Annotated in this window: 15 protein-coding genes; 7 read left to right on the top strand and 8 right to left on the bottom strand. The window is 64.2% G+C overall.

Annotated features, from left to right (window positions below; all coding sequences use genetic code 11):
• Positions 1-197 precede the first annotated feature (197 nt).
• Positions 198-2,132 (top strand): rhamnogalacturonan lyase, encoded by a 1,935-nt coding sequence (locus tag AC1DSD_RS17175; RefSeq protein ID WP_478031785.1) that lies wholly within the window; start codon positions 198-200, stop codon positions 2,130-2,132.
• A 48-nt stretch (positions 2,133-2,180) separates the two neighbouring features.
• On the opposite strand, the gene AC1DSD_RS17170 is transcribed toward AC1DSD_RS17175, so the two are convergent.
• Genes AC1DSD_RS17170 through AC1DSD_RS17160 form a run of 3 tightly spaced genes read right to left on the bottom strand, consistent with a single transcriptional unit; the run spans position 2,181 to position 5,193 of the window.
• On the bottom strand, positions 2,181-3,170 hold the full coding sequence (locus AC1DSD_RS17170; RefSeq protein WP_478031784.1) for an alpha/beta hydrolase: 990 nt from the start codon (positions 3,168-3,170) through the stop codon (positions 2,181-2,183).
• A complete protein-coding gene (locus tag AC1DSD_RS17165; RefSeq protein WP_478031783.1) occupies positions 3,170-4,402 on the bottom strand; it encodes a rhamnogalacturonan acetylesterase in 1,233 nt (410 codons plus the stop codon). The genes AC1DSD_RS17170 and AC1DSD_RS17165 overlap by 1 nt, the downstream gene beginning before the upstream one ends.
• Complete coding sequence (locus AC1DSD_RS17160; RefSeq protein ID WP_478031782.1) at positions 4,393-5,193, bottom strand: rhamnogalacturonan acetylesterase; 801 nt, start codon at positions 5,191-5,193, stop codon at positions 4,393-4,395. The genes AC1DSD_RS17165 and AC1DSD_RS17160 overlap by 10 nt, the downstream gene beginning before the upstream one ends.
• A gap of 355 nt (positions 5,194-5,548) precedes the next feature.
• On the opposite strand from AC1DSD_RS17160, the gene AC1DSD_RS17155 reads away from it, so the two are divergent.
• Together AC1DSD_RS17155 and AC1DSD_RS17150 are read left to right on the top strand one after the other, a co-directional pair.
• Positions 5,549-8,263, top strand: coding sequence for an exo-rhamnogalacturonan lyase family protein (locus tag AC1DSD_RS17155; RefSeq protein WP_478031781.1), 2,715 nt, complete (start codon positions 5,549-5,551; stop codon positions 8,261-8,263).
• 28 nt (positions 8,264-8,291) lie between these two features.
• Positions 8,292-10,202: a hypothetical protein gene (locus AC1DSD_RS17150; RefSeq protein ID WP_478031780.1), complete on the top strand. Its 1,911-nt coding sequence runs from the start codon at positions 8,292-8,294 to the stop codon at positions 10,200-10,202.
• Between the two features lie 59 nt (positions 10,203-10,261).
• Here AC1DSD_RS17150 and AC1DSD_RS17145 read toward each other — a convergent pair whose 3' ends face one another.
• Positions 10,262-11,047 (bottom strand): IclR family transcriptional regulator, encoded by a 786-nt coding sequence (locus AC1DSD_RS17145; protein WP_478031779.1) that lies wholly within the window; start codon positions 11,045-11,047, stop codon positions 10,262-10,264.
• A gap of 137 nt (positions 11,048-11,184) precedes the next feature.
• Between AC1DSD_RS17145 and AC1DSD_RS17140 the strand changes: the two genes are divergently transcribed.
• Positions 11,185-12,126, top strand: a complete 942-nt coding sequence (locus tag AC1DSD_RS17140; protein ID WP_478031777.1) for a 2-dehydropantoate 2-reductase — start codon at positions 11,185-11,187, stop codon at positions 12,124-12,126.
• Positions 12,127-12,182: 56 nt separating this feature from the next.
• Here AC1DSD_RS17140 and AC1DSD_RS17135 read toward each other — a convergent pair whose 3' ends face one another.
• Both AC1DSD_RS17135 and AC1DSD_RS17130 read right to left on the bottom strand, forming a co-directional pair.
• Entirely contained in the window at positions 12,183-13,535 is a 1,353-nt protein-coding gene (locus AC1DSD_RS17135; protein ID WP_478031776.1) for an oligogalacturonate lyase family protein, read from the bottom strand.
• Positions 13,536-13,651: 116 nt separating this feature from the next.
• A complete protein-coding gene (locus tag AC1DSD_RS17130; RefSeq protein WP_478031774.1) occupies positions 13,652-16,687 on the bottom strand; it encodes a TonB-dependent receptor in 3,036 nt (1,011 codons plus the stop codon).
• A gap of 418 nt (positions 16,688-17,105) precedes the next feature.
• On the opposite strand from AC1DSD_RS17130, the gene AC1DSD_RS17125 reads away from it, so the two are divergent.
• Positions 17,106-18,314, top strand: a complete 1,209-nt coding sequence (locus AC1DSD_RS17125) for a PepSY-associated TM helix domain-containing protein (RefSeq protein ID WP_478031773.1) — start codon at positions 17,106-17,108, stop codon at positions 18,312-18,314.
• Between the two features lie 6 nt (positions 18,315-18,320).
• On the opposite strand, the gene AC1DSD_RS17120 is transcribed toward AC1DSD_RS17125, so the two are convergent.
• The gene (locus tag AC1DSD_RS17120; protein WP_478031772.1) at positions 18,321-18,992 is read right to left on the bottom strand and encodes an FMN-binding negative transcriptional regulator; all 672 of its coding nucleotides are present in this window, start codon (positions 18,990-18,992) and stop codon (positions 18,321-18,323) included.
• A gap of 179 nt (positions 18,993-19,171) precedes the next feature.
• Between AC1DSD_RS17120 and pdxR the strand changes: the two genes are divergently transcribed.
• Positions 19,172-20,644 carry a MocR-like pyridoxine biosynthesis transcription factor PdxR gene (gene pdxR, locus AC1DSD_RS17115; protein WP_478031770.1) on the top strand — a complete coding sequence of 491 codons (1,473 nt, stop codon included), beginning with the start codon at positions 19,172-19,174 and terminating at the stop codon, positions 20,642-20,644.
• Here pdxR and AC1DSD_RS17110 read toward each other — a convergent pair.
• Entirely contained in the window at positions 20,629-22,290 is a 1,662-nt protein-coding gene (locus AC1DSD_RS17110; protein WP_478031769.1) for an amidohydrolase, read from the bottom strand. The genes pdxR and AC1DSD_RS17110 overlap by 16 nt on opposite strands.
• Before the next feature lie 261 nt (positions 22,291-22,551).
• Here AC1DSD_RS17110 and AC1DSD_RS17105 point away from each other — a divergent pair, with 261 nt between their 5' ends.
• Entirely contained in the window at positions 22,552-24,813 is a 2,262-nt protein-coding gene (locus AC1DSD_RS17105; protein ID WP_478031768.1) for a TonB-dependent receptor, read from the top strand.
• The last annotated feature ends 2 nt before the right edge of the window (positions 24,814-24,815 follow it).

Here is a 24,815-nt window from a genome sequence, read left to right as displayed (position 1 = left end):
GCGCCACGGTGATTCCTGCGGGAAAAAATCGCACGTTCATCGTCATCCCCTCTCGTGACGCGGCCTTTACCGTCGTCCAGCAGCTTTCGCTTTCGATGCCCACATTGTGAGCACTCGTTTCACTCTATGTTGCCAAAACGTGGAATGCAATCCTATTAAGTAGGATAATTGGATGCTGATCCAGCGGGAGAGAGATGATGCGGGGCTTCGGGAGAATATTGGTCGCGACATCCGCGATCGGCACCCTGTTGGCGATGGCGAACGCCGTCGGCGCGGCGCCGCCGCGAGAGGCCGAGCGACTCGATCGCGGGCTGATCGCCTCGCCGGCCAAGGGTGGCGGCTGGCTGGTCGGCTGGCGCCTGCTGGACAGCGACGCACGCAATGTCGGGTTCGACGTCTATCGCGACGGGCGCCGCATCAACGCCAAACCGATCTCCGAGACCAGTTCGTTCGTCGATCCCAGCGGGTCGGCCGCCGCGCATTATACGGTGCGCGTCGCCGGCGCTCCCGTGACAAGGAAGGCGAGCGTCCCGGCGATCATGATGCCCAAAGGGTATTTGTCGATCCCGCTGACCCCGCCACCGGGCGGAACGGAGCCCGATGGAGAAACTTATACCTACACGGCCAACGACGTGTCGGCGGGCGATCTCGACGGCGACGGCCGCTACGAGCTGATCCTGAAATGGGATCCCAGCAACAGCCACGACAATAGCCAGGCGGGTTATACCGGCGACGTTTTCGTCGACGCCTATACGCTGGACGGCAAGCGGCTGTGGCGGATCGATCTGGGCAGGAACATTCGCGCAGGCGCGCATTACACGCAGTTCCAGGTATTCGATTTCGACGGCGATGGCCGCGCCGAAGTGGCGATGAAGACAGCCGACGGAACCGTCGACGGCACCGGTAAGGTCATCGGCGATGCCAAGGCCGATTGGCGCAGTCATGACGGCGAAGTGCCGCAGCCCGATCGTACCGGTGCCAAGCTGCTCGCCGATGGGACCAAAGTGGCGCCGCTCAAGGGCCGCATCCTGAAGGGCCCCGAATATCTCACCGTGTTCGACGGCCGCACCGGCCGGGCGCTGGCCACCACGCCGTACGACCCGCCCCGCTATCCCGGCGGCAATCCGACCTTCGAGCAACTGCGCGACACCTGGGGCGACGGCTATGCCAATCGCGTGGACCGCTTCCTGGCCGGCACCGCCTATCTCGACGGGCGGCATCCCAGCATGATTTTCGGCCGCGGCTATTACGCCCGCACGGCGATCGCCGCTTGGGATTTCCGCAACGGCAAGCTGACCAGGCGCTGGTTGTTCGATTCGGCGGCGCCCGGCAATGGCGACTATGGCAATCGCGGCAATCACCAGCTCAGCATTGCGGATGTCGACGGCGACGGCCGAGACGAGGTGATCTACGGATCGATGGCGGTCGACGACAATGGCAAAGGGCTATGGACCGACCCGCTCTATCACGGCGACACGATGCATGTCGGCGACCTTGACCCCCTGCGTCCGGGGCTCGAGAAATGGGGCGTGTTCGAGGAAGTGAAGGCGAATGGCGGGCTCGGTTCGGGCCTGCTCGACGCGCGCACGGGCGAAGTCCTGTGGACCAAGCCGGCCGAGACCGACACCGGGCGCGGCGTCGCCGCGGATATCGACCCGCGCTATGTCGGCGACGAACTCTGGGGGTCGAACAGCCGCGACCTGTTCGACGTCCATGGCAAGGCGATCGGCCCGGCGCCGCGGCAGACCAATTTCGCGATCTATTGGGACGGCGATTTGCTGCAGGAATTGCTCGACGGCACGACGATCAGCAAATGGGACTGGAATACCGGCACCGCTATCACCCTGCTGCATCCCGACGACGTCGCGTCGAATAACGGCACCAAGGCGACCCCAGCCCTTCAGGCCGACATCCTGGGCGATTGGCGCGAGGAAGTGGTGTGGCGCTCGGCCGACAATCGCGAGCTCCGCATCTACACCACGCCCTATCCGACGACGCATCGATTGGTCACGCTGATGCAGGATCCGGTCTACCGCGCCGGCGTGGCTTGGCAGAACACTGCCTATAACCAGCCTCCGCATCTCAGCTATTTTCCCGGCGCGTTGAAACCGAGCGAGACGGCGGCGCAATAACGGTTGCGCCGCCCTTCCCGCTTCATGGAGTCTTCCGCTCGGGGGGCGTCAGCCGGGCCAGCCGTGATCGCGGCTCCACGCCAGGAACAGGTCCAGCCACGGCACCGACGTGCCGTCCTTGTGGTTGGCCGGCGGGCCGTGACCGCCCTTTTCGAACACCATCAATTCGGCCGGGACCTTCGCCGCCTTCAACGCTTCGAACATCAGCATCGCATTGCGGAACGGCACCACCGGGTCATCGCCGTTGCAGGCGACGAAGCTGGGCGGCATCGACGCCGGCAAATCGCGTTGCGCCGAAAGACGCTGCTGCCATTGCGGATCCGCAGCGTGCACGCCGAGTAATTCGCGGCGCGACTGGGCATGGACGCTGTCGTCGAGCATCGTGATGACCGGGAAGAACAGCCCCGCCACAGCCGGCGCCGCGGACAGGCGATCGGCGGAGTCCTGCGGCTGATAGGTCACAAGCTCGGACCGGCTCGCCAGCCGTGCCGCGAGATGCCCGCCGGCTGAGAAGCCGGTGACCGCGACGCGCGCCGGATCGACCGTCCAGCGCGTACCCGCGCCGGCGCGGATCACCCGCATAGCGCGCTGCGCATCCTGAAGCGGTGTGTCCGGCCCGGCCGCCCAATTGTCGTGCGGCAGCCGATATAACAGTTCGAACGCGGTGATCCCGCGCGCGGCGAAGTCGCGCGCGATCGCGCCGCCCGTACGACCCACCGCAACCCGGGCATAGCCGCCACCCGGACAGATCAGCACCGCCGCGCCGCTCGGTTTGGCCGGCTTGACCACAGTCAGCATCGGTGAGGCGACATGCGGCCATGCAATGTCGTCGGCGCCACCATTGGGCGATCTCTTGACCCATTGCTCGACCACCGCCGGCGTCGGTGCGCCCGGCGGCATCTTCGACCAGATCGGGAAGCGATCGACCGTGACGCCTTCACCCGCCGTGTCGGGCGCGCCCGGCGCCGCGCTCAGGGTCGCGGGAAGAGCAAACGATGCGGCGATGGAGCCGGCGATCAGCGAGCGACGCGTCGGCATCAATTGCCCTCCGGACGGCGCGCGTCATGCGCGACGCTGGACGCCAGCCGAAAGCCCGCCGGATCTGGCGGACGAGCCGGATCGAACGGCGGCAGGTCGGTTTTCAAATGCAGCGCCAGCGGTAGCTTCGCATCCGCCAGCCCCTTCGCCACGCACCTCGCCAGCACCCAGGCGCCGTAATTGTCATGATGCGTCGCGTCCTTGCCGTTGTCGTTGAAGGCAATGGGCGCCCGATCCGGGCCCAGCGCCTCATAAAAGGCCATGCTCATGGCATTGAGGTCGATCACCGGCACGCCGAGCTCGGCGCCGATCGCCTTCACCGCCGCGGCATAGTCGCTCAGGGTCGGGCGGATTCTCGTGCCCGTCCAGAAACGCCGCTCGGGAGAGCTGACCAGCATCGGCGTGACCCCGCGCCGGCGGAACTCGGCGATCCAGGTGCGCAGGTAATCGCGATAGGTCGTCTCGGCCGCGGCATAGGTCTGCGGCCAATTCGCCTTCTGGTCGTTATGGCCGAACTGGATCAACGCCCAGTCGCCGGGCTTGGCCAGTTCGAGCACCTTGGCGAGGCGCAATTCGGTCATGAACGACTTCATCGTTTCGCCGCTCTCGGCATGATTGGCGATGGCGATGTCGGGGGCGAAGAAGGTGGGAAGCATCTGTCCCCAGCTCGCCGCCGGCTCGGCCGGCTGGTCGGTGACGGTCGAATCGCCGAGCAGGAACACGGTGGGCAATGTCACCGGTTCGATCGCGATCGCGGTCACACCAGGATGCTCGCCGAGAATCTCCAGCGTCAACCTGTCGTCCCAGCTGAACGAGCCCTGCTCACGCGACTTCAGCAGCACTTGCGATCCGCCGGGTGCATTGGCCGGCGGCGGCACCAATTTGGCATCGCGCACGTTGACGATGAAGCTGATGGTCGCGTGCCGTCCGGCCGCAACCTTCAAGGCGTCGACCATCAGGCGGCGCGACTCCGCCTTGATCGTTGTCTCGGTCGCCAGGTTCGGCAGGCCGATCGTCACCGTCACGCGGTAATTGCCTGGTGCCGCCGCGACCGAGAACAGCCGGTCGCTGCCTGCTTCATAGCCATATCCGTCCGCATAGGCGCGGCCTGGTGCGACCGCGACGCTATCGGCGGACGTTGACGTAGCGCCCAGCGCAAAGCGGCGGACCTGAGCGGAAGCGGGCTGGATCGTCGCGGCGGCGATCATCGCGACGATCGGGATCAGGCGCATGACGGCCCGCCCAGCGGACCGGTGCGGGTCAGCGCGGGAACGTGCGGCGTCACCCGTTTCGAAATCGGCAGGCGCAATGCCTTGAGGCCCATCGCCACCAGGTCCGCGATATGGCGCGCGCCAATCTCGCTGAAATGCGTGTCGTCGGCGACGCCGTTGGGATAACCCGGCGCCCCTGCCGCCCCGTCATAATGCAGATAATAGGGTTTGGCGGCATCCGGGCCCAGCGCCTGGACCATCGCCTGCGAGCTCTTGCCCAGGTCGATCAACGGCGTGTGCGTTTCCTTGGCCACACGGCGCGCGGCATCGGCATAAGCGGGGAAGCTCGGCTGCTCGACCCCGTCCTTGAAATCGCGACGCGCGACCGGGGTGAGGATGACCGCCCTCGCCCCTGCCTTCTTCGCCACGTCGAGAAAGCGGTGGAGGTTGGCGATATATTGCTCGATCGTCGTGTACCGTTCGGGCTTGTCGATGCTCGCGTCGTTATGGCCGAACTGGATCAGCAGGGTGTCGCCCTTCCTCAGATCGGCGGCGATCTTGTCGAGCCGGCCTTCGCGGATGAAGCTGTTGGTGCTGCGCCCACCGATCGCGCGATTCTCGATCGTCACTTCCGGACCCACGGCGCACCGCAGCATGGTGCCCCATCCCGACTGCGGATATTTGTCGGGTTTGTAATCCTGTGCGGTCGAATCGCTGGCGATGAAGATGCGCATTGGCGCCGGCGACGATGCCTGCACGCTTGCCGTCACGAACATGGCCAAAGCCCCGATCAGCACGCTGGGCACCCGCATCCTTCTCTCCTTCGTCATCTTGTTCCGCATTATGCAATCACGTCCTACCAGCCGCAACCAGCTGAGATAATTTGCTACAATTTTCCCAACATGTAGACATTGCTTCTATATTTCGGGACATGCTAGGCGAGTAATCCTGATCCGATAGGACAAACGCGCGGCAACAGCGCGGGATAGGAAAAAGGGGTGACGAGGCAATGGGCATAATCCGGCTGGCTGGCATGCCTTTCGGCATGCACCCCGCGACCGCCACCGACACTAGCCAACATGCGGACGTCCGATCCGAGGTACGGATCGCTCGGAACCCGTTGCCTGTCCGCCGGTCTGCCGGCCCCTGCCGTTGATGGAGATAGAGATGCACCTGAGCCGTCGCGACGCGCTGAAGGCCGGCCTGTTGGCGGGCGTGACAACCATGCTTCCGATCAGGCTGGAAGCCGCGATGGTCAGCTTCGTCCCCGCACCCGTGCACTGGATCGACGGCCAGGCGCCCGCCCTGCATGGCGGCCAGACCTTTGGCGTCGCCTGGCCACGCGGCACCATCAAGCGCGACACGCCGCTGACCGTTCTCGATGGCGCAGGAAAGCCGGTGCCGTCGCAAGGCTGGACCACCGCGACCTGGCCCGACGGGTCGGTCAAATGGACCGCGCACGCGATTCCCGCCGACCTGTCGCCGGACGCGCTGACCGTCACGCGCGGCCGACCTTTGGCGCCAACCCAGCCGGTCGCGGTCGCGGAAAACGCCGCCGCGATCACGATCCGCATCGGCGACCTCGCTTGGGAAATCGCGAAGAGCGGCGACGCCCTGATCCGGTCTGCGACGCAGGGCGGCAGGCCGGTGCTCGGTCCCGTCTCGCTGGTCGGGTCGTCGCGTACCGAACCGATCCATGGCGCCGACACGCCGTTCACCGGCCGGATCGATACGGCGACGATCGAGCAGCGCGGGCAGGTCCGTGCGGTGGTGCGGATCGACGGTCACCATATGTCGGGCGAGCGCGCCTGGATGCCGTTCACTGTCCGCCTCTACGCCTATGCCGGATCGCCCGGTCTGCGTATCGTGCACTCGGTGGTGTTCGATGGCAGCGCGAGCCGCGATTTCCTTTCCTCGCTCGGCATCAGCGCGGCGGTGCCGATGCGCGGCGAGCTTCATGATCGTCACGTCCGCATTGCCACAGGCGGCCAGATGTTCGCCGAAGGAGTCCGCCCGCTGACCGGGCTGCGTCGCGACCCCGGCAAGGCGTTTCGCGACGCACAGATTGCCGGCCGCGCAACACCCCCGCTCGACCAGATGGCAAATGCGGTCCGCGCGACGCTGAACCGCATTCCCGCCTGGGGCGACTTTCGCCTTGAGCAGCCGACCGCCAACGGTTGGGCGCTGGCCAAGCGCACTGGTGCGGACCAGGGATGGGTCGACGCCGCGGAAGGGCGGCGCGCCCCTGGCCTCGCTTATGTCGGGGGACCGGACGGAGGGACCGCGATCGGCGTCCGCTATTTCTGGCAACGCCACCCGACCGCGCTGCACATCGACGGCGCCACCGGCGACACCGCAAAGCTGACCGCCTGGCTGTGGTCGCCCGAGGCGCCCGCCATGGACCTGCGCCCCTATCACGGGACGATGGGCATGGAAGGCTATGACGCGCAGAATGAGGGGCTGTCGGTCACTTATGAGGATTACGAACCCGGCTGGGACGACGCCTCGGGCATCGCACGCACCAGCGAATTGATGCTATGGGCGCTGCCCGCCACGCCCGATCACGACAGGTTGGCGGCGATGGCCACCGCTCAGGCGCAACCGCCGCAATTGATGGCCGCCCCCGCGCACCTCCATGCCGCCGGGATATTCGCCGATTACGGTCTTCCCGACCGCTCGACTCCCAACCGCACCGCGATCGAAAACCAGCTGTCCAATCTGGTCGATTTCTATGCCGGTGAGGTCGATCGCCGCTCCTGGTACGGTTTCTGGAACCATGGCGATGTGATGCACACCTATGACGCCGACCGCCATCGCTGGCGCTACGACATTGGCGGTTTCGCCTGGGACAATAGCGAGCTCTCGACCGACTTGTGGCTATGGTATCAGGCACTCCGCACCGGCGACGCGCAAACCTGGCGCCTGGCCGAAGCGATGACGCGCCACACCAGCGAAGTCGACGTCTATCACACCGGGCGTTTCGCCGGTCTCGGCACGCGCCATGGCGTGCAACATTGGGGCGACAGCTCGAAACAACCGCGCGTCAGCAACGCCACCTACCGCCGGATCTATTATTACCTGACCGCCGATGAGCGGGTCGGCGATTTGATGCGCGCGCTGATCACGTCCGACCATGCGTTGACCGGCGTCGAGATCGGACGGAAGGTCCCCGGGGCGAAGAAACCGCAATTGCCCCCCGGCACGATCGAGATGACGTTTGGCACCACCTGGTGCCCGCTTGCCGCCGCCTGGCTGACCGAGTGGGAGCGGACCGGCAACACCAAGTGGCGCGATCGGATCGTCGCCGGGCTGGAGACGATCGGCCGCCTGCCGCATGGCTGGATGACCGGGAGCGCGCCGTTCGAACTGGCGACCGGCCGCTTCATCGACCAGAAACGCGGCATCGGGCTGTCCCATCTCAATGCCGTGTTCGGCGCGGTCGAAGTCAGTTCGGAGCTGCTGCGCCTGCTCGATGTTCCGTCCTATCGAGCCGCATGGCTGGAATATTGCCGTTGGTACAACGCGCCGCAGGCGGATTATCTGGCCAAGTTCGGGCCTCCGTTCGGACCGCGTAACCTGCGCGAGGGGCATTCGCGGCTCACCGCCTATGCCGCGTTCCAGGAGAAGGATGCAGCGCTGGCGACGCGCGCGGCCGGCGAGTTCCTGTCGGGCGATGCCGGGCTCGGGACCTGGCCGCGCGACCCGCGGCACATGGTCGATAACGTGCTCGAATGGCCGGGCGTATCGACCAACGCCTCGGCGCAATGGGGGCTGGCGGCGATCCAGTGCCTGGCCTTGATACCCGAAGCGCTCGACCAGGTGCCGATCGTCGCGCCCGACGCTCCCGGGCGCAAACGACTGGGCGATTCCGGCCGTGACTAGGTCGCCGCCGCACGATCGGAGTAAGTATATGAGACGTCTGTCGATGTGGCGCGCCGTAACGATGCCCCTTCTTGCGGTGCTCGCGCCGACGATGGTCGCCCCGCCCGCCATTGCCGCCGGCAAGATCGTCGCCTCCAGCGATAAGTCGGCCGCTGCCTCGATGGCCAGCCGGGATGCCGACGATCTCGCCGATTTCGACCGCCGGGCCAGGATGGCGCACGAACTGGGGGCGACGGAGGTGGTCGTCACCGAAGGGCTTCCGATCGCCTATTGGGAGTTGGACGCCGACGATCCCTATCCGGCATGGTTCGCGCACCATGCTACCCTGTTCAAGATGTTCCCGCCCACGGCGGTCCGTCCGTTCATGGATGCGGCCTATGCGGCGCGGGTCCAGCGCATCGTCACGCAGCGCTGCCGGATTCTGGGCAAATATGACCTGAAGGCGATCTGGAGCGCGAACGAGCCCGGCGTCCTGCCCGAGGCATTCTTCGCCGCCCATCCCGAATATCGCGGCCCTCGCATCGATCAAGTCACGCGATCGAAGAAGGTCTATTTCGCGCCGAACGTGGCGAATCCCGATGTCCTGGCCATGTATCGCGAGGCGACCAATGCGCTGCTGTCGGCATGCCCGCAGGTCGAAACGTTTCTATGGGTCACGACCGATGCCGGGTCGGGCTTCGATTGGGCGCCAGGGCTGTATCCCGGCGCGAATGGCGCATCGGAAAACCGCGACGTGCCGCTCGCCGACAGGGTCGTCGGCTTCATGACCAACATCCAGCAAGCGGCCGCCGCGTCGGGTCATCGGGTCCGCATCAACATCAATCAAATACCGCCAAGGCCGTGGATGATCGCGACCTTCGGCCCGGACGTGCTCGAAAACATCCAGCGCAAACTTCCCGCCGATCTCGCCGTCAACGGCAAGGAAGGTCCCGACGGACGCCCGTTCGAGACCGGCGTCACCCGCATCGATGACGGCGCCTTCTCGCCGATAGTCGGCCTCGTCGTGCCGAGTTTCGATCCCGTCACCAGATCGAGCGGTGCTCATAAGGCCTATCTGCTCGGCGATCGCGAAAGTGAGGATTTCACGTTCCGGCTGCTCAGGTCGACGCGGGATCAGCCGATGACGACGGCGGTCGATCGGCTCGCCGCGCTGCGGCGGTTCGCCGTAGCGGAAGTGGGTGACAGCCAGGCCGACACATTGATCGACGCCTGGAGCGCGCTCAACGATGTGCGGAAGTATCTCGACGTGCTCGACTTCGGTCCAATGCTGCGCATGGGTCATGTGCTCAATCGCTGGATCGAACGGCCGATGGTGCCGATTCCGGCCGAGCTGAGCGATGCCGAAAAGGTCGGCTATCGCCGCTTCCTCTTTCAGGCCGGGACCGAAGAATCGGCATCCAATCTGGCCGACATCCAGGCAATGCGGATGTACGAAGGATGGGGCGCGCACCTGCTATTCCAACGCGCCATCGAAATATCCCTACCGCGCGTCCGGCGCGCGCAGAAGGATTTCGATGCCCTCGCGGCCTCGGCGAGCACGCCCGATGCGGCGGACTATTGGCGGCTAACGAGCAAGCGCGTTCAGGCGCTGGGCTATTTGTTGCAGTCGGCCGACAACATGGTCGGTTACCAGGCGCAGCTCGACCGCATCACCGCGCTGGGCGTGAAACCGGAAGCCCATCCGGTGCTGGGCGTGCAGAACGATTGGGCGCGCGCCGACATGATCAACACCGCCCGACGCGAGATCGATACGGCGGTGGCGCTCGACACTCTGATGTCGGGCAGCAGCCGTCCCCTGCTCGATCTTGCAGCCAGCGAAGACGAGGAGACGATCATGAAGCTTGGCCCCAATTTCCAGTCCGTGCTGCGGCAAAAGGTCCGCACCATGAACGCCCATTGGCGCGACTATGACCGGCTGTTCACGATGCCGAACCCCTAGTTGGGCGACGATTCTTCAGGATCGCCGATCGCTGCCGGCACGCGGCGACAGCGATCGGTTTAGTCGGAAGTGGATGCCCGATATCCGAGCGTCGCACCGATGCTGGCCGCTGCCGCCTTCACAGGATTGGCGAGTTCGTCGAGAACCTTGTCGGTCAGATAGGCGGACGCTCCAGCGATGCTGATGGCAACCACGATCTGGCCTTTGTCGTTCCTCACCGGCGCCGCGACGGATCGCACGAAGTCGCCGGCGTCGCTCTCGTGAAGCACCACGCCTCGCGCCCTGTTCTCGCGCATGGCGTCGAGCCACTCTTTCAGCTTCTTCGCGCTGGCCTGGGGTTTTTCGGCCTGGAACAATTTGGTCAGCGCATCTTCCGATTGGTCGAGCAGCAGCGCTTTTCCGATGCCGGTCTCCACGATCAATCGCCGATCGCCGGGCGCCGTCGCCACCCGCAGGCGCTGCCGCCCGGTCACGCGGTCGAGATGGCGAGACCAGTCGCCCTCGCGCTTGCCGAGGAAGACGCAATAGCCGGTTTCGGCCGACAGCGCCTCGAGATGCGGCCTGGCGAGCCGCACATAATCGGTCTGCTCCTGCGCCATCGATCCGAGCTGGAGAAGCTTCGGACCGAGCGAATAGCCGTCCGGCGTGATCGCAAGGTAATCGCGTGCCCTCAGGGCCTGGGCAAGTCGATGGGTGGTCGATCGCGTAAGATCGAGATTGCGCGCCAAGTCAGCCGATTTCACCGGGCCGTTGATTACTTGATCGAGAATGTCCAACGCGCGCATCAGCGATTGCGCGCCCTTCAACGAAGCGTATGGATCCTTGACGTCGGTATCTTTCGGCATCGAATTCTATCTCCGCGCTAGCGCCAGCGCACTGGTGAATATCGTTTGGTTTCCGTGAGGGTCGCGAGACGAGATAGTTTCCTCCCCGCCCTTTCACTAGCGGTCCGAGGGAGGAAACGGAAGAGAAAGGGGTCGGCGTGACTGACGATAGGAAGGATGACGACGCCTTGCCAACCGACCATCGATCGCGACCGACCGCCGCTGTTGTCGGGCCCGGTTCGATTGGCGGCACCGTCGCTGCTTGGTTGGCGTCATCCGATGCGATCTCCGTAACCTTGTGCGTTCGCACGCCGTTCGATCGCCTGATCGTCGAGACGCCGACAACGCGTCTCGACATCGCGCCACGTCAGATTTCGCGGCCCGATGCCGCGCAACCGGTCGACTGGGTTCTCATCGCGACAAAGACCTATGACGTCGCCGGCACCGTCGCGTGGCTCGCGAAGCTCGTCGACCCGGAAACGCGCGTCGCCGTTCTGCAAAATGGGGTCGAGCATGTGCGTCGTTTTGCCGACTATGTGCCAACCGATCGGCTTCTGCCGGTGATGGTCGATATTCTGGCCGAGCGCGATGCGCCGGGTCGCATCCGGCAACGGCGGCGCGGCACGATGGAAGTACCCAAGGGCCCAGCCGGGCGTGCCTTTGCGGCATTGTTCGACCGGGCCGAGATTGATGTCTCCGAGAGCCCGGACTTTGTCACGGCGATTTGGCGAAAACTGTGCGTCAACAGCGCGGGTGCCGTATCGGTCCTGAGCAACGAACCGGGCGGCGTCGCGCGGCGCGAGCCCGCGGCCGAAATCATGCGCGCATTGATACGCGAGTGTATCTCGGTCGGCCGAGCGGAGGGCGCCGATCTCGACGACTCGCTGATGGATTCGATCGTCCAAGGCTATCGCGATGCGCCGGCGGATTCGGTCAATTCGATGCTCGCGGACCGGCGCGCGTCTCGTCCGATGGAATGGGATGCCCGCAACGGCGTGGTCGGTCGGCTGGGCAAAGCGCACGGCATCGCAACCCCGGTCAGCGATACCATCGCCGGCTTGCTGGTGACGATCGACGAAAGCGTCCGATCGAAGCGCTGACGTCGGCCAAGTGCAGCAGGCGCCGCCTCGCGGCGCGTCGCCGGCACCGCGGAGAGTCATGAGTGTCGCTTCACGGCGCCCTGGCGCGCGATCTCGACCGCGTAGATGCCCGGCTCGCCTTCCATGTTCGACCGGAAGATGAGCCATTTACCGTCGGGCGAAAAACGGGCGTTGGGTTCGAGGCGATAATCCTGTTTGGACATGTCGACCAACTTTTCGCCGTCCAGCGTGCCGGGTGCGATCAATGCCTCCGACCCCGGCGCATGGATGCCCGCGACATCGGGAATCGCTTTGGGACGGAACAGGTACAGCCATTTGCCGTCCGGCGCGTGCGCGACCATTTCGCTATCGCCGCCGTCGCCGGAGAACACATTCTGGTCGGGCGAGATATTGTAATGGACCGACCATTGGTTGCGGTCGACCTTGTACCAGCGCCGCTTGGCGGTCGCGAGGTCGTATCCAGCGAGCCAGAAGACCTCGCCGCGCGGCGTTTGCAGATCGTACCAGATGGTCTTGCCGTCGGGCGACCAGAATTCGTGTCCGGCGATCTCCATATTCATCGTGCGAACATGGATCTTGGTCAGGCCGCTACCGTCGGTCCTGATCGTCCAGATCCGATCGACCTTGTGCCAGGGCCCCTCGTGGCAAAACATCAGCAGGCCCGGATCGGTGGGCGAGAATTGAAGGTGGTTGAGCCAGTCGGTCGACGCGATCACGGTCTTGCGCTGGCCGGTGCGGATATCGATGGTGAATATCTCCATCGGAATCTTGGCTTCGAGCCGTTCGTTGAGCCGCACTTCCTTGGCCTCGGCGAAGGTCAGCGGCTTACCGTCGGGGCCGTTGGCGGCATAAGGAGCTTGATCGAACCGGGCATCGCGACCCGCCGTGCCCGGCTGAAGCGGCATCGCGCGTTGGGTCACAGCCCCGGCCAGCAAGGTTTCGTCGGCGTTGATCGTCGCGATGCCGCCAGCCGGCACATCGGCGATCTTCCGCGGTCTTCCGCTGTCGATGTCCGCTGCCCACACCTCGATCGCGCCGGTCTGGCCATCGCGGTCCGCCGCACCCGTGCCGTCGGCCGAGCGGGCCCGCGTCGAGTAATAGACTGTGCGCGTCTTGCGGCCAGTGAAGAGCAATTGCAGTCCCTTGCCGGTCACGACGCGAGTAATTTTCCACGTCTTCATCTCGACGGCAGCGATTCCCTCCGCCGTCGAGATGACCATCTTGTCCCCTTGCGGGGTGAAGCTCTGCTGGTGGAAATAGAGGCTCGACATGCCGGGGCCGGTCGATATCCGAACGACACGATGACCGGTCTTTGCGTCGATCCATTCGCGCGGCGTATCCGCAGCGGGCACCGCGGTCGACCCCGCGATGGCGGTCAAAGCGAGCAGCGCGGCAGCCATCAGCTTCATGTCTTCCATCTCTCCAAAACGGGCCGCGTTCTGCCGCGCGGCCGATTACTCACTTTTACCTTTTGGTCTCGTTCTCAAATTGTCCCCGACAGTGGCAGAATAACCGTCCGGCTCGATCAGAAACTATAGGCCGCCCCAAAAAACACGGAGCGCCCGGTCGTGCTGAAGACGCGCTGCGCCTTGCGGTCCTTGCCGCTATATTGATCGCCTTTCTGATCGGTGAGATTCAGGAAATCGCCGGTGATCTTGAACCGCTTGGTGATCGCGAGCGACATCGAGGCGTCGATGTTGGTGGTGCCGTAGCTGTAATAGCCATCTTCTACGCCGGGCTTGAACGGCATGCCGATTAGATAGGCGCTCCGGTACGCCGCCGAGACATGGGCAGAGAACCGTCCGTCATCATAAAACAGCGTCGCGTTGACGGCGTGCGGCGAAACGTTGACGAACTGATCGTGCGTTGCCGGCGCGTTGGGCGCTGTGGACAGGTAGTAGAGCACGGACGACTTCACATAGGTGTAGTTCACCGCTGCCCCGAAATGCCCGAGGAAGCCGGGCAGGAAGGTAAAGGGCTGCTGGAGATTGACCTCGACACCCTCGATATAGCCGCCCGGCGTATTGCGTGACCGCGTGACGGTATAGATCGTCGTCGCGTCTTGTCCCACAGGCAGGAGGTTGAGCGGTAGCCCGGTGTTCCCGTACGGCTCGAGCGAAGCCGTTGTCTGGATCGTGCTGCCGACATCCTTGTAGAACAAGGCGATGCCGTAAAACGCGCCCTTTTGCGGGTAATATTCCAGGCTCAAATCGTAATTCTTCGCCCGATACGGTTTGAGCAAGGGGTTGCCGATCGACGCGCTTTGCGCACCGAAATTCGTATTGATCGATCCGCCGGGATTGAGATTGCCCAGGCCAGGACGCGCCATGACCTTGGCCGCCGCGGCGCGTAAGATCAGACGGTCGGTGACGTCCAGCGACACGTTGGCCGAGGGCAGGAAGTCGTCATATCCGTTGGGCACGCTGACGCGCGTACTGCCGGTAAAGCCGGCCGACACGACATCGGTGCGAACATAACGCAGGCCCAAATTGCCCCGCAGCGAGCGACCGTCCAGTACGTCGAAGTTGAAATTGACCTGGCCGTAAAGCGCTTTGTCTTCCTCGCGCACGTCCCTGTTCTGACCAAGCGCAGCGGAACTGTTGACGGTGAAATCGCCATATTTGTTGACGCAATTGCACAACAGATCGAGCTTGCTGATGAAGGCGTTGACGTCGGGCACCACCCAACTGCTGACCGAACCCGTCGGGAGGCCCAGCCCCTGGCCAAAGCCGGTCACGCTGGTGCTGAGCGCCGAGAGGTTCGGGAAGTCAGCGGCAAATTGGGCAAAGCCGAACTTGGTCAGATCGGGCGTATTGTTGCCGCTGGCCGCGGGACGCTGATTCTGACGCGCGTTGAAATTGAATCTCTTATATTGGGCGCCGGCCTTGAACGACAAAGCGCTGTTGGCGCGATAGGTGAAGCTGGCGGCGGCGGTGAACAGATTGTTCTTCACGCGCGCATTCACCAGCCGGATATCCGGCGTCAGGCCAGTTCCGGCGTTGGTGAAGGTGACGTTCGCGGCGTTGTTGACGTCGTAGCCATAGTTGATCAGCGGGCGCCGGCTGTCATTTCGCGCGTCGTAGATATAGCCGTTCTTGTTGAAGCCGTCATAGGAAATGAAGACGTCATAAGGCTGATTGAAATCCGACCCGGCCGCACCGATTTTCGCATCGAAGGTCAGATCGTCGGACAGATCCTCCTTCAGGGTAAGGCCGAATTCGTAAGTCTTTGTACGAGTCTTGCTGACCTCCTGGATCTGTTTGATGTCGACATTGTTGAGCTTCATGTAATCGACCTGCCCGGTCGGATCGACATTGACGTCGATCAGCTGCGTATCGACGCGTCCGGCGAACAATGGAAATGCGGCGGTCGCGCCGTTGACGTTGCGGTTATTGGACGCCAGCGACAGGGCGAAATCCTTGCGATTCTGGTCGAATTGCGAATAGACGCCGTCCAGCGTGATCTGCGTTTTCTCGGACGGTTTGTATTGCAGCGCGACCGTTATGCCGAGCCGCTTTTGGTCGAGCGTGAACCGCCCCAGCCCGGGATTTCTCGGCAGGAAGACGTTCGGCTGGTTGACCTTCGAATAAGCGGCGTCGTTTGACGGGAGGCCGGAGAAACACTGATTGGCCGGCCGATTGCCCGTTCCGGAAAGCGGATTCACGTAAGGGATCGGCGTATTCACGACCTGGCTACCGGGTTGGTTGGGATCGTCGGTCGCGCGTCCGCAAAAGCCGTTGAGCGCGTCCGAATAGTCTGATTGCGACGTATCGCTATAGCCGTCTTCCTGCGCCTTCCGCGTACTGTAAGCGACCGATACCAGCGCGCCGAAATCGCCGAACGTATCGCTGATCAGTCCAGCGACGCGCGGAGCGAAGGTCTTGTTATTGTCGTAATAGGCACCCTGCCCCGACACCGCGAAACGGAAACCCTTCTTGTCGAACGGACGCGCGGTTTGAAGATCGATCGTCGCGGCCAGCGATCCTTCGTCCATCTCCGCCGATTGCGTCTTGCTGACGGTGACGCTGTTGAACAATTCCGACGCGAAAGTGGAGAAATCGAAACCGCGCGTGCGGTTGATGCCGGCGACCTGGCCCAAGGTGGATCCGGTGGTCGCGGAATAGGCCTCGATACCGTTGAGCAGGGTGCGAACGAAATCGCCGCCGAGCCCGCGAACGGTCACGTTCCGTCCCTCACCGCCGTCTCTGGTGATCGAAACGCCCGGAATGCGCTGGATCGACTCCGCCAGATTGGCGTCGGGGAAGCTGGCCATGTCGTCGGCCTTGATGACATCGACGATATTGACCGCGCTGCGCTTGCTGTCGATCGCGCTTTCGAGCGAAGCGCGGTAGCTGGTCACGACGATATCGTTGGGGGCGCTCGTGTCCTGGTCGCTCGGCGCAGCCTTTTCAGGCCCCTTGTCGGCGGCGGAACCGGCCGGCGGCGTCGCTTGCGCATAGGCAGCGCCGGAAAAACCGATCGACACCGACGCCGTGGCCAGCGCCAGAAGCGACGGCCGCAGAATCCGCGCCCGACTGCGACCAATGCTCTTCGAAATCATCCCCATTTCCCTCTCCCGATGAGGGCAGCTTCGGCGAGCCGCCTCTCTTTTCATTTCGGATGCGCCATCGACAGTTGAGCCGCCCCCTCCAGAGCGAAAACACTGCGAGGGCTCGCATCACCTCCCATGCGCCATCACGCGCAAACCGATTGTCCGACAGATTACGTCGCGCTGTAAAGACCAAATATTGCGTGCATGTTCCATATTGTGGGAAAATGAGAGATTTTCTCGTTGAAGCGTTTTCCGAGGCTCCATGATTCTATTTCGGCAAACCTGGTGTGAGGGTGGCGATTCGGTCTCAACTCTCGCGACCAGTCGGACGCACGATCCGCAAATGGACCCATTCCGATCTTAGGATTGGAGGTGTCGCGACGGGCGCCAAGAGGGCACTTGCGGTGGCTGGCTGGGGGTTGAGGCGATGACGCAGATCGAGCGGCGACAATTCTGGACGGCGATCCATCGCTATTCGGGGTTGGCGATGCTTGCCTTCCTGGCCATCGCCGCCGCCACCGGCTGTCTGCTCTGCTTCGAAAAGCCGCTCGATGCGTGGCTCAACCCCGAATTGTTCGCGCCGAGCAGCCCCGCGCTGATCCAACCGCTCGCCGCGGTCGAACGTCTCGAACGCGACCATCCAGAGCTCGTCGCGACCTATTTTCCGGTCAATGCGAAGGCGGGCCGCAACCTCATCGTTGCGGTCGAGCAAGCCCCCGGCAAGCCCGCGCTCGATTATGATCAGGTCTTCCTTGATCGCGCGACCGGAACGGTCGCTGGCACGCGCAGGACTGGCCCAGGATGGGACCGCCCGCATCTGATGCAGGGCGTCTACCAGCTCCATTTCACGCTGCTCGCAGGCGACTGGGGCCGCTGGCTGATGGGCCTGATCGCGCTGACCTGGCTGATCAGTAATCTGGTCGGCATCTATCTGACCTGGCCGCTCAAGCGCCCGTATCTGCGCAACTGGAAGAGGACCTGGACCTTCAAATGGTCGAGCCCGCTGCCGCGTCTGTTGCTCGACCTTCACCGGTCGAGCGGCTTGTGGCTGATGCTGCCGCTGGCGGTGCTTGCCTTTACCTCGGTGGCGATGAACTTCTTTGGGGAAGCGTTGATCCCGGCTGTGAAGCTTCTGTCGCCGGCCCGGCCCTCGCCGTTCGACGGCCCTGCATTGGCGGCGCCCGTCGCGCGCACGATCGATTATCGCCAAGTGCTGGCCCAAGGCGCCGCGCTTGCCCAACGCAACCATCTGAGCTGGGCACCGTCGACGCTGCAATACGAACCCGATCGCGGGCTGGTCGGGCTGCGCTTCAGTCCGGGTGGGATCGAGAATTACCGCGCGCTCGGGCCGGTGACCTATTGGTTCGACGGGCGCGATGGCCGCTTGGTGAATGAAGATAATCCGTACAGCGACAGCGCCGGGTTCAAGCTGATGCGCTCGCTCTATCCGCTTCACACTGGCGAGATGATCGGAACGGTCGGCGTCGCGCTCGACCTGGTGCTCGGTATCGTCACGCTCGGCATGTGCGTCACCGGGGTCTATCTCTGGCTCAAGCGCCGCCGTCCGCGCGTTTCCGCCCGTAAGACCCGACGCAAACGCGCCGCCGCGGCACGAGCAGCCAAGACTAGCGCCTAAAGTCCGTTAAGCTTCCAGCCGCTTGCGGTTGATCCGCCGCATCCAGCGGACCAGCGTTGGGTCGGGGTGCCGGTCGAGTATTTCGCGCAACGTCCCAATATTCTCGTCCTGCCCCAATTTGAAGCGCGGCTCGATCCGGGTGACGTCGGCGCGAAAGGCGATGATCGCCTGCTCCATCGCGCGGTAGCGTGGGCCGGCGTCCGCCGGACGCCATCCGGTCTTCTCCTCGGCATCCATTGTCTCGACCAGTTCGAGCAAGGCGGCGTCACCGCCGGCCGGCTCGAGCGTGATCCTGGCCTCGACGCGCACTTGCCCGTAATTCCAGGTCGGCGCCCAGCGTGGGTTGGTGACATGGGCGTTGGACACATAACCCTGCGGCCCGGTGAACAGGATCAGCGCCTCGGGCGATGTCTCGAACGCCGCGACCAACGGATTGCGGCGGCCCATATGACCGATCAACGTGACAACCCGCCCCTCCGCATCGGTCCGCGCGAGCAAGGGCAGCAGATGCGGCTGGCCGGCGTCGGCGCAGCGCGGCAGCACCCAGGCCAGCGGATAGTCGGCGATCAGCGCCGCGATAACTTCATTCTCGATCGCGTAGATCGAGAAGTCGACCAGCGTAAATCCAACCGCTTCGCTGGCCGGTTGCGCCGGATCGGATCCGCTCGGTTCGGTCAAATCTCAACCCCTTTGCCCGGCGCAGCCGGTATCGATGACGCTCATGCTCCGCGCCTTTGGCCGATGCGACAAGCGCCAAGTCCGACAAATTGCGGGGACCAACCGCCGCCTTGTGCCGCGCTTGGCTTCGGCTAAGCTGGACCCGTCCATATTGGATTGAATGGGAGAAGCGGGGACCAATGCTGCGCCCCTGGAAGATCACTCTCGGCGAACGGATCGACCCCGCTCGGCCGACGCCGATCTATCTCCAGATCGTCCATGCGATCATCCACGAGATCGAGCGCGGGCGCCTGCCCTCGGGCACTTTCCTGCCCAGTAGCCGCGAACTCGCCCAGCTCTTGTCGGTCAATCGCAAGACCGTGGTCCTCGCCTATGAGGATTTGATCGCGCAAGGCTGGCTGACATCGCACGGCACGCGCGGGACGATGGTCTCGAGCCTCCACGACGACGACAAGCCGGCACTGCCGGCAGCTGCCCGGCGCAACGCGGAAGCGGAGCGAGACCGTCCCGCTTATCGCTTCGAGCCGCCGCCCGAACGCGCGCTCGCCTGGTCGGCGGATCGCGGTATCAAGCTCGACGAAGGGTCGCCCGATGGCCGGCTGTTTCCCGTCGACATATTGAGCCGCGCCTATCGCACCGCGATCAAGCGCAGCGCGCGTGCCGACAGCATGTCGTATCGCGACCCGCGCGGGACGGCGCTGTTGCGCGCGACGATCGCCGACATGCTCAAGGCCGAACGCGGGCTGGCGGTGACCGCTGATCACATCTGCATCACGCGCGGCAGCCAGCACGGCATCTTCCTTGCCACCCAATTGCTGATCGCGCCCGGCGACGCCGTGTTGGTCGAGAAACTGACCTACGAACCGGCGGTGACCGCGTTCGCGGCGCGAGGTGCGCAGATCGTGCCGGTCGGGCTCGACGATCAGGGGATCGACGTCGAGGATGTCGAGAAAGCGTGCCGCAAGCACAATGTGCGGGCGATCTTCCTGACGCCGCACCACCAATTCCCGACCACTGTCGCGCTGCGCCCCGAACGACGGCTGCGCTTGCTCGAGCTCGCTCGGCAATTCGATTTCGCGCTGATCGAGGACGATTACGACCACGAATTCCATTTCGAATCGCAGCCGCTGCTGCCGATGGCGAGCTACGCCCCGGCGCGCGTCATCTATGTCGGATCGCTGTCCAAGCTGCTGCTGCCGGCATTGCGCATCGGCTATATCGCGGCACCGCCGCCGCTGATCGACGCGATCGCGCATCAGGTCTCGACGATCGACGGCATGGGCAACAGCTTCACCGAGGATGCCGTCGCCGAGCTGATCGAAAGCGGCGAACTCCGCCGCCACGCGCGCAAGGCGTCGCAAATCTATGCCGACCGTCGCACTGCCTTTGCCGAGGCATTGCGGGGCCAATTGGGCAACAAGGCCGACATTCGCGTGCCCGATGGCGGGCTGGCCTTCTGGCTGCGCTTTCCGGATACCGCCTTGCTCGACCGGATCGAACGCGCGGCTCCCGCTTTGGGTCTCCGTTTCGCCGACTCCCGCTCGTTCGCGACCAGCCCCGACGCCGAGCGCGGGCTGCGGCTCGGCTTCGCCAGTACGACCGAGGCCGAAGCGCGCGCCGCGATCGCTTTGCTTGCTCAGGCGGCGGTGTAACGCTGCTTCCCACCGACAAAGGTGTGCAGCACCTTGGCGTCCTGAACCTTGAGCGGGTCGGTCGTCAGCAAGTCGCGGTCGAACACCGCGATGTCGGCGTAGAAGCCGGGCGCGAGCTGGCCGGTGCGGTCCTCCATGAACCCCGACCAGGCATTGCCGCGCGTATAGGCGACCAGCGTCTGTTCGGCGGTCACTTTCTGGTCGGGTAGCCAGCCATTGGGATTGGCGCCGTCGATCGTTCGCCGGGTGAGCGCGGCGTAGAGCCCGGTCAGCGGATCGAGCGGCGCCACCGGCCAGTCCGACCCGAACGCGACATGCGCGCCGCTGTCGATCAGCGAGCGGAAGGCATAAGTACCGTTCAGCCTTTTCTCGCCGATCCGCTTCACTGCCCAGCGACCATCGTCGATCGCGTGGAACGGCTGGACCGAAGCGACCACGCCCTGTTTCGCGAACCGCCCGATGCTCGACGGGCCCAGATGCTGGGCATGTTCGATGCGGAAGCGACGGTCCTTGGGCCCGTTGGTCCGTGCGACATCGGCGAAAATGTCGAGCATGTCGTCATTGGCGCGGTCGCCGATCGCATGCGCCGCGACGTGCAGCCCATGCGCGTCGGCCGCGCCGATCCATTCGCGCAGGTTCGCAAGGCTTGTCACGCGCACGCCGCGCTGCCCAGGCGCGTCGGTATAATCGTCGTAGAACACCGCGGTGCGCGACCCGAGCGACCCGTCGGTCAGCGCCTTGACTCCGCCCCAGCGCAGCCAGTCGTCGCCGCGACCTTCCTCCGCGACGATCTTCGCCATTTTCTCCCAATCGACCAGCGGCACGAAGGCGTAGAACCGCATGTCGAGCGCCTTGCGGGCATGTAGTCGGCGCAAAGGACCCCAGCTGGTCCAGTCTATCTCGGGATTGTGAATGTGGGCGACGCCCTTGCTCAGCCCGTGCCGGATACCGAGCAGCACCGCGTCATCGGCATCGGTATCGCTCGGCGGGGGGATGACGCGATCGACCAACTTGGTCGCATTGTCCTTCAGCACGCCGGTCGGATTACCCTGCGCGTCGCGGACGATCACGCCGCCGGCGGGGTCAGGCGTGTTGCGGTCGATACCCGCGAGTTTCAATGCGACGCTGTTGAGCAGATAGGAATGCAGATCGGTGCGCGGCAATGAGACCGGCGTGTCGGGCGTGGCCGCGTCGATCCACTCGTGCGTCGGTAAGGCGCGCCCCAGTCTCTGCTCGTCCCATGTCCCACCGAGGATCCATTTGCCTGGTCGCGCGCGCGCTGCCGCGCCCAGCCTGGCGGCAAAATCGGCGCGGTCGGTCGCGCTCAGCAAGTCGGGCTGGGTCAACGTCACCGAACCGTGCAGGAAATGGGTATGACCATCGGTGAAGGCCGGCATGGCGAACGCGCCGCCGAGGTCGATCACGCGCGTCCGGACCGTCGTCCGCGCCTTCACGGCATCGGCACCGAGCACCGCGATGCGGTCGCCGACGATGCCCAAAGCGGCCACGCGCGACCGTCCGGGTATGCCGGTCCAGAACGCCCCGTTGACCAGCGCGACGTCGAGCCCGCGATCGGCAGCGAGCGCGCCGACGCGCCACGCCAGCGCGGTGGTGGCGGCTGCGCCCAGGAAAGTGCGGCGATCCATCATTTGCTCCCCTGTCGTTCGCGACCGGACGATGCTGCTCCTTACCGCCGCACAGGCGAAACATCCAAGCTCGCGAGGCCGAGGGGTCCAAGCGTTGGACCCGTCGATATCCGCATTTTGGATGTTTCCGGTTCACCAACTTGGACCAAGCTGCGACGGTGTAGGGGCGCCGGCGACATCGGGCGGAGCGACAGACAGTCCGAGCGAGGCGCAGCAGGAGACACATAGCGGCCTGTCCGCGCTCGAACAAAGGGGTCCAACGTGCGCATTTCTCGCTCTCTCAGAACCACGTCTGTCGCTACATTGGCGCTCGCTATCGCGCTCGCCGCGCCCGGCATGGCGCACGCGCAATCGGCCGCCGCGGCGCCCGCCAATGCCAATGACGACAGCTACGCCAACAACGATAAGGACATCATCGTCACGGCGACCAAGCGCGCGGAGAGCCAGAGCCAGATCGCCATGCCGATCAGCGCGATCAGCGGCGATCAGCTCAACAAGATGAACGCCAATAGCCTGTCGGACTATATCAACCGGCTGCCCGGCGTCGTGTTCAACGATTATCAGCCGGGCGTCTCCGAGGTCGTGATCCGCGGCATCGCGGCGACTACCTATCACGAGCAGGGCCAGACGACCGTCGGCTATTATCTCAACGAAATCAACGTCGTGGAACCCGGCTTCCCGATCGGCATTCCCGACGTCGACACGTTCGACCTCGACCGCGTCGAGGTGTTGCGCGGACCGCAGGGCACGCTGTTCGGCTCGTCGACCCTGGGCGGACTGGTCAATTACGTGGTCAAGACCGCCGACCCGACCAAGCTCGACGCCGCGGCCGAAGGGCTGATCGGGTCGACCGCGCATTCCGGCGGCGACCTCAATTATGCCGGCAAGATCATGTTCAACCTGCCTATCATCAAGGACAAGCTGGCGGTCCGCGTGATGGCGTTGCAACGCTACGACGCCGGCTTCATCGATAATGTCGGGCTGACGCCTGAGAAGAAGGGCAGCAACGATTTCCGTACGCGCGGCTTGCGCGGATCGATCGTGTTCACGCCGTTCGAGGGGACCAAGATCACGTATCTCGGCGCCTATCAGGACACCAAGCTCGACGATCAGACCTATATCACTTACGCCAACAGCTACAGCCGCAGCACCGGGCGGGTCGAACCGCAAACGACCAGCTTCCTGCTCAACAGCCTGCGCCTAGACCAGGATCTGGGCAACGTCGCGACGCTGACCGTGCTCGGCGCGATCGACGAGAAGAAGAACTACACGCTCTTCACCGATCCTTATGGCTATGTCACCGGCACCTTCACCGGCCCGAACGTGGCCTATGACTATGCCGACGCGAACGCGAACATCAAGACGATCGAAGGACGGGTCGCGTCCAAGGACAATGGCGGCCCGCTCAACTGGCTGATCGGCGTCAGCTATATGCGCGCGACCAAATTCTCCTACGACCAGATGTTCGCGCCGGGCGCCAATGCGTACATCACCGCCAATCCGGCCGGCTTCGCCTATCCGGCCTCGGTGCTGGCGCCCAACGACCGCATCTACGGCTATCTGTCGGACACGCTGAACACCGATTTCGGCGTGTTCGGTGAAGCGACGTGGAAGCCGCTCAAGGGCTTCGAGATCACTGTCGGCGGGCGCTATTACAGCACCCGCGCCGAGGGTGACGTGACCAACAAGGCAGGCTTCGTCAGCGGTAGCCCGGTCGACCTGTCGGGCCACACCGATCAGAAGGACCATGGCTTCACGCCCAAGGCGTCGCTGGCGTTCCGCCCCAATTCGCATTTCCTCGCGTACATGACTTATTCCCGCGGCTATCGCGTCGGCGGGATCAATCCCAATGCCGGCCTGCTGCCGACCATTCCCACCGCTTATGCCAGCGACAAGGTCGACAATTACGAAGCGGGCATCAAGACCACCTTGTGGAACCGGCTGACGATCGACGCCTCGATCTACAATATCGACTGGCACGGCATCCAGGCGCGCCTGTTCGGTCCGGCGCCGCAATATTATTCCTACGTCACCAATGCCGGCAGCGCCAACATCGTCGGTGTCGAGTTTGCCGGATCGTTCCGCGCGACGCATGCGCTGACGCTGAGCACCAACGTCACCTATTCGGAGGCCGAACTCACCACCTTCCTGCCCGATACGTTCGCGGTGGGCGGTGGCTATGTCTCGGGATCGACGCTGCCGGGATCGTCGAAATGGTCGGTCGCCAACACGATCAGCTATGATCGCGACGACTTGCCGGGCAAACCCTCGTTCGAGGTCGCGCATCGTTACCTGTCCAAGGCCCCGGTCGCGTTCGGATCGACCAATACGCGCGGCGATTTCAACATCTTCGATGCGCGCGCCTCGTTCACTCTGGCGAGCCATTTCCGGCTGACCGGCTTCGTCAACAATCTGTTCAACGAATACGGCATCCTCAACGCGCCATTCACGTCGCAATTCGCCCCGGCTTATTCGATCGTGCGGCCGCGCACCTATGGACTCCGTATCGACTGGAAGCTGTAACG

This window comes from Sphingomonas sp. P4_D12 (assembly GCF_056401895.1).
The sequence above is the reverse complement of the archived record's forward strand: the minus strand, read 5'-3'. Positions and strand labels throughout refer to the sequence as shown.

Coding starts and splice junctions, on each gene's coding strand:
- AC1DSD_RS17125 (WP_478031773.1), top strand. CDS start 17,106: ATGACGCAGATCGAGCGGCGACAATTCTGGACGGCGATCCATCGCTAT.
- AC1DSD_RS17145 (WP_478031779.1), bottom strand. CDS start 11,047: ATGCCGAAAGATACCGACGTCAAGGATCCATACGCTTCGTTGAAGGGC.
- AC1DSD_RS17135 (WP_478031776.1), bottom strand. CDS start 13,535: ATGAAGCTGATGGCTGCCGCGCTGCTCGCTTTGACCGCCATCGCGGGG.
- AC1DSD_RS17110 (WP_478031769.1), bottom strand. CDS start 22,290: ATGGATCGCCGCACTTTCCTGGGCGCAGCCGCCACCACCGCGCTGGCG.
- AC1DSD_RS17175 (WP_478031785.1), top strand. CDS start 198: ATGCGGGGCTTCGGGAGAATATTGGTCGCGACATCCGCGATCGGCACC.
- pdxR (WP_478031770.1), top strand. CDS start 19,172: ATGCTGCGCCCCTGGAAGATCACTCTCGGCGAACGGATCGACCCCGCT.
- AC1DSD_RS17160 (WP_478031782.1), bottom strand. CDS start 5,193: ATGCGGGTGCCCAGCGTGCTGATCGGGGCTTTGGCCATGTTCGTGACG.
- AC1DSD_RS17155 (WP_478031781.1), top strand. CDS start 5,549: ATGCACCTGAGCCGTCGCGACGCGCTGAAGGCCGGCCTGTTGGCGGGC.
- AC1DSD_RS17150 (WP_478031780.1), top strand. CDS start 8,292: ATGAGACGTCTGTCGATGTGGCGCGCCGTAACGATGCCCCTTCTTGCG.
- AC1DSD_RS17130 (WP_478031774.1), bottom strand. CDS start 16,687: ATGATTTCGAAGAGCATTGGTCGCAGTCGGGCGCGGATTCTGCGGCCG.
- AC1DSD_RS17170 (WP_478031784.1), bottom strand. CDS start 3,170: ATGCCGACGCGTCGCTCGCTGATCGCCGGCTCCATCGCCGCATCGTTT.
- AC1DSD_RS17165 (WP_478031783.1), bottom strand. CDS start 4,402: ATGCGCCTGATCCCGATCGTCGCGATGATCGCCGCCGCGACGATCCAG.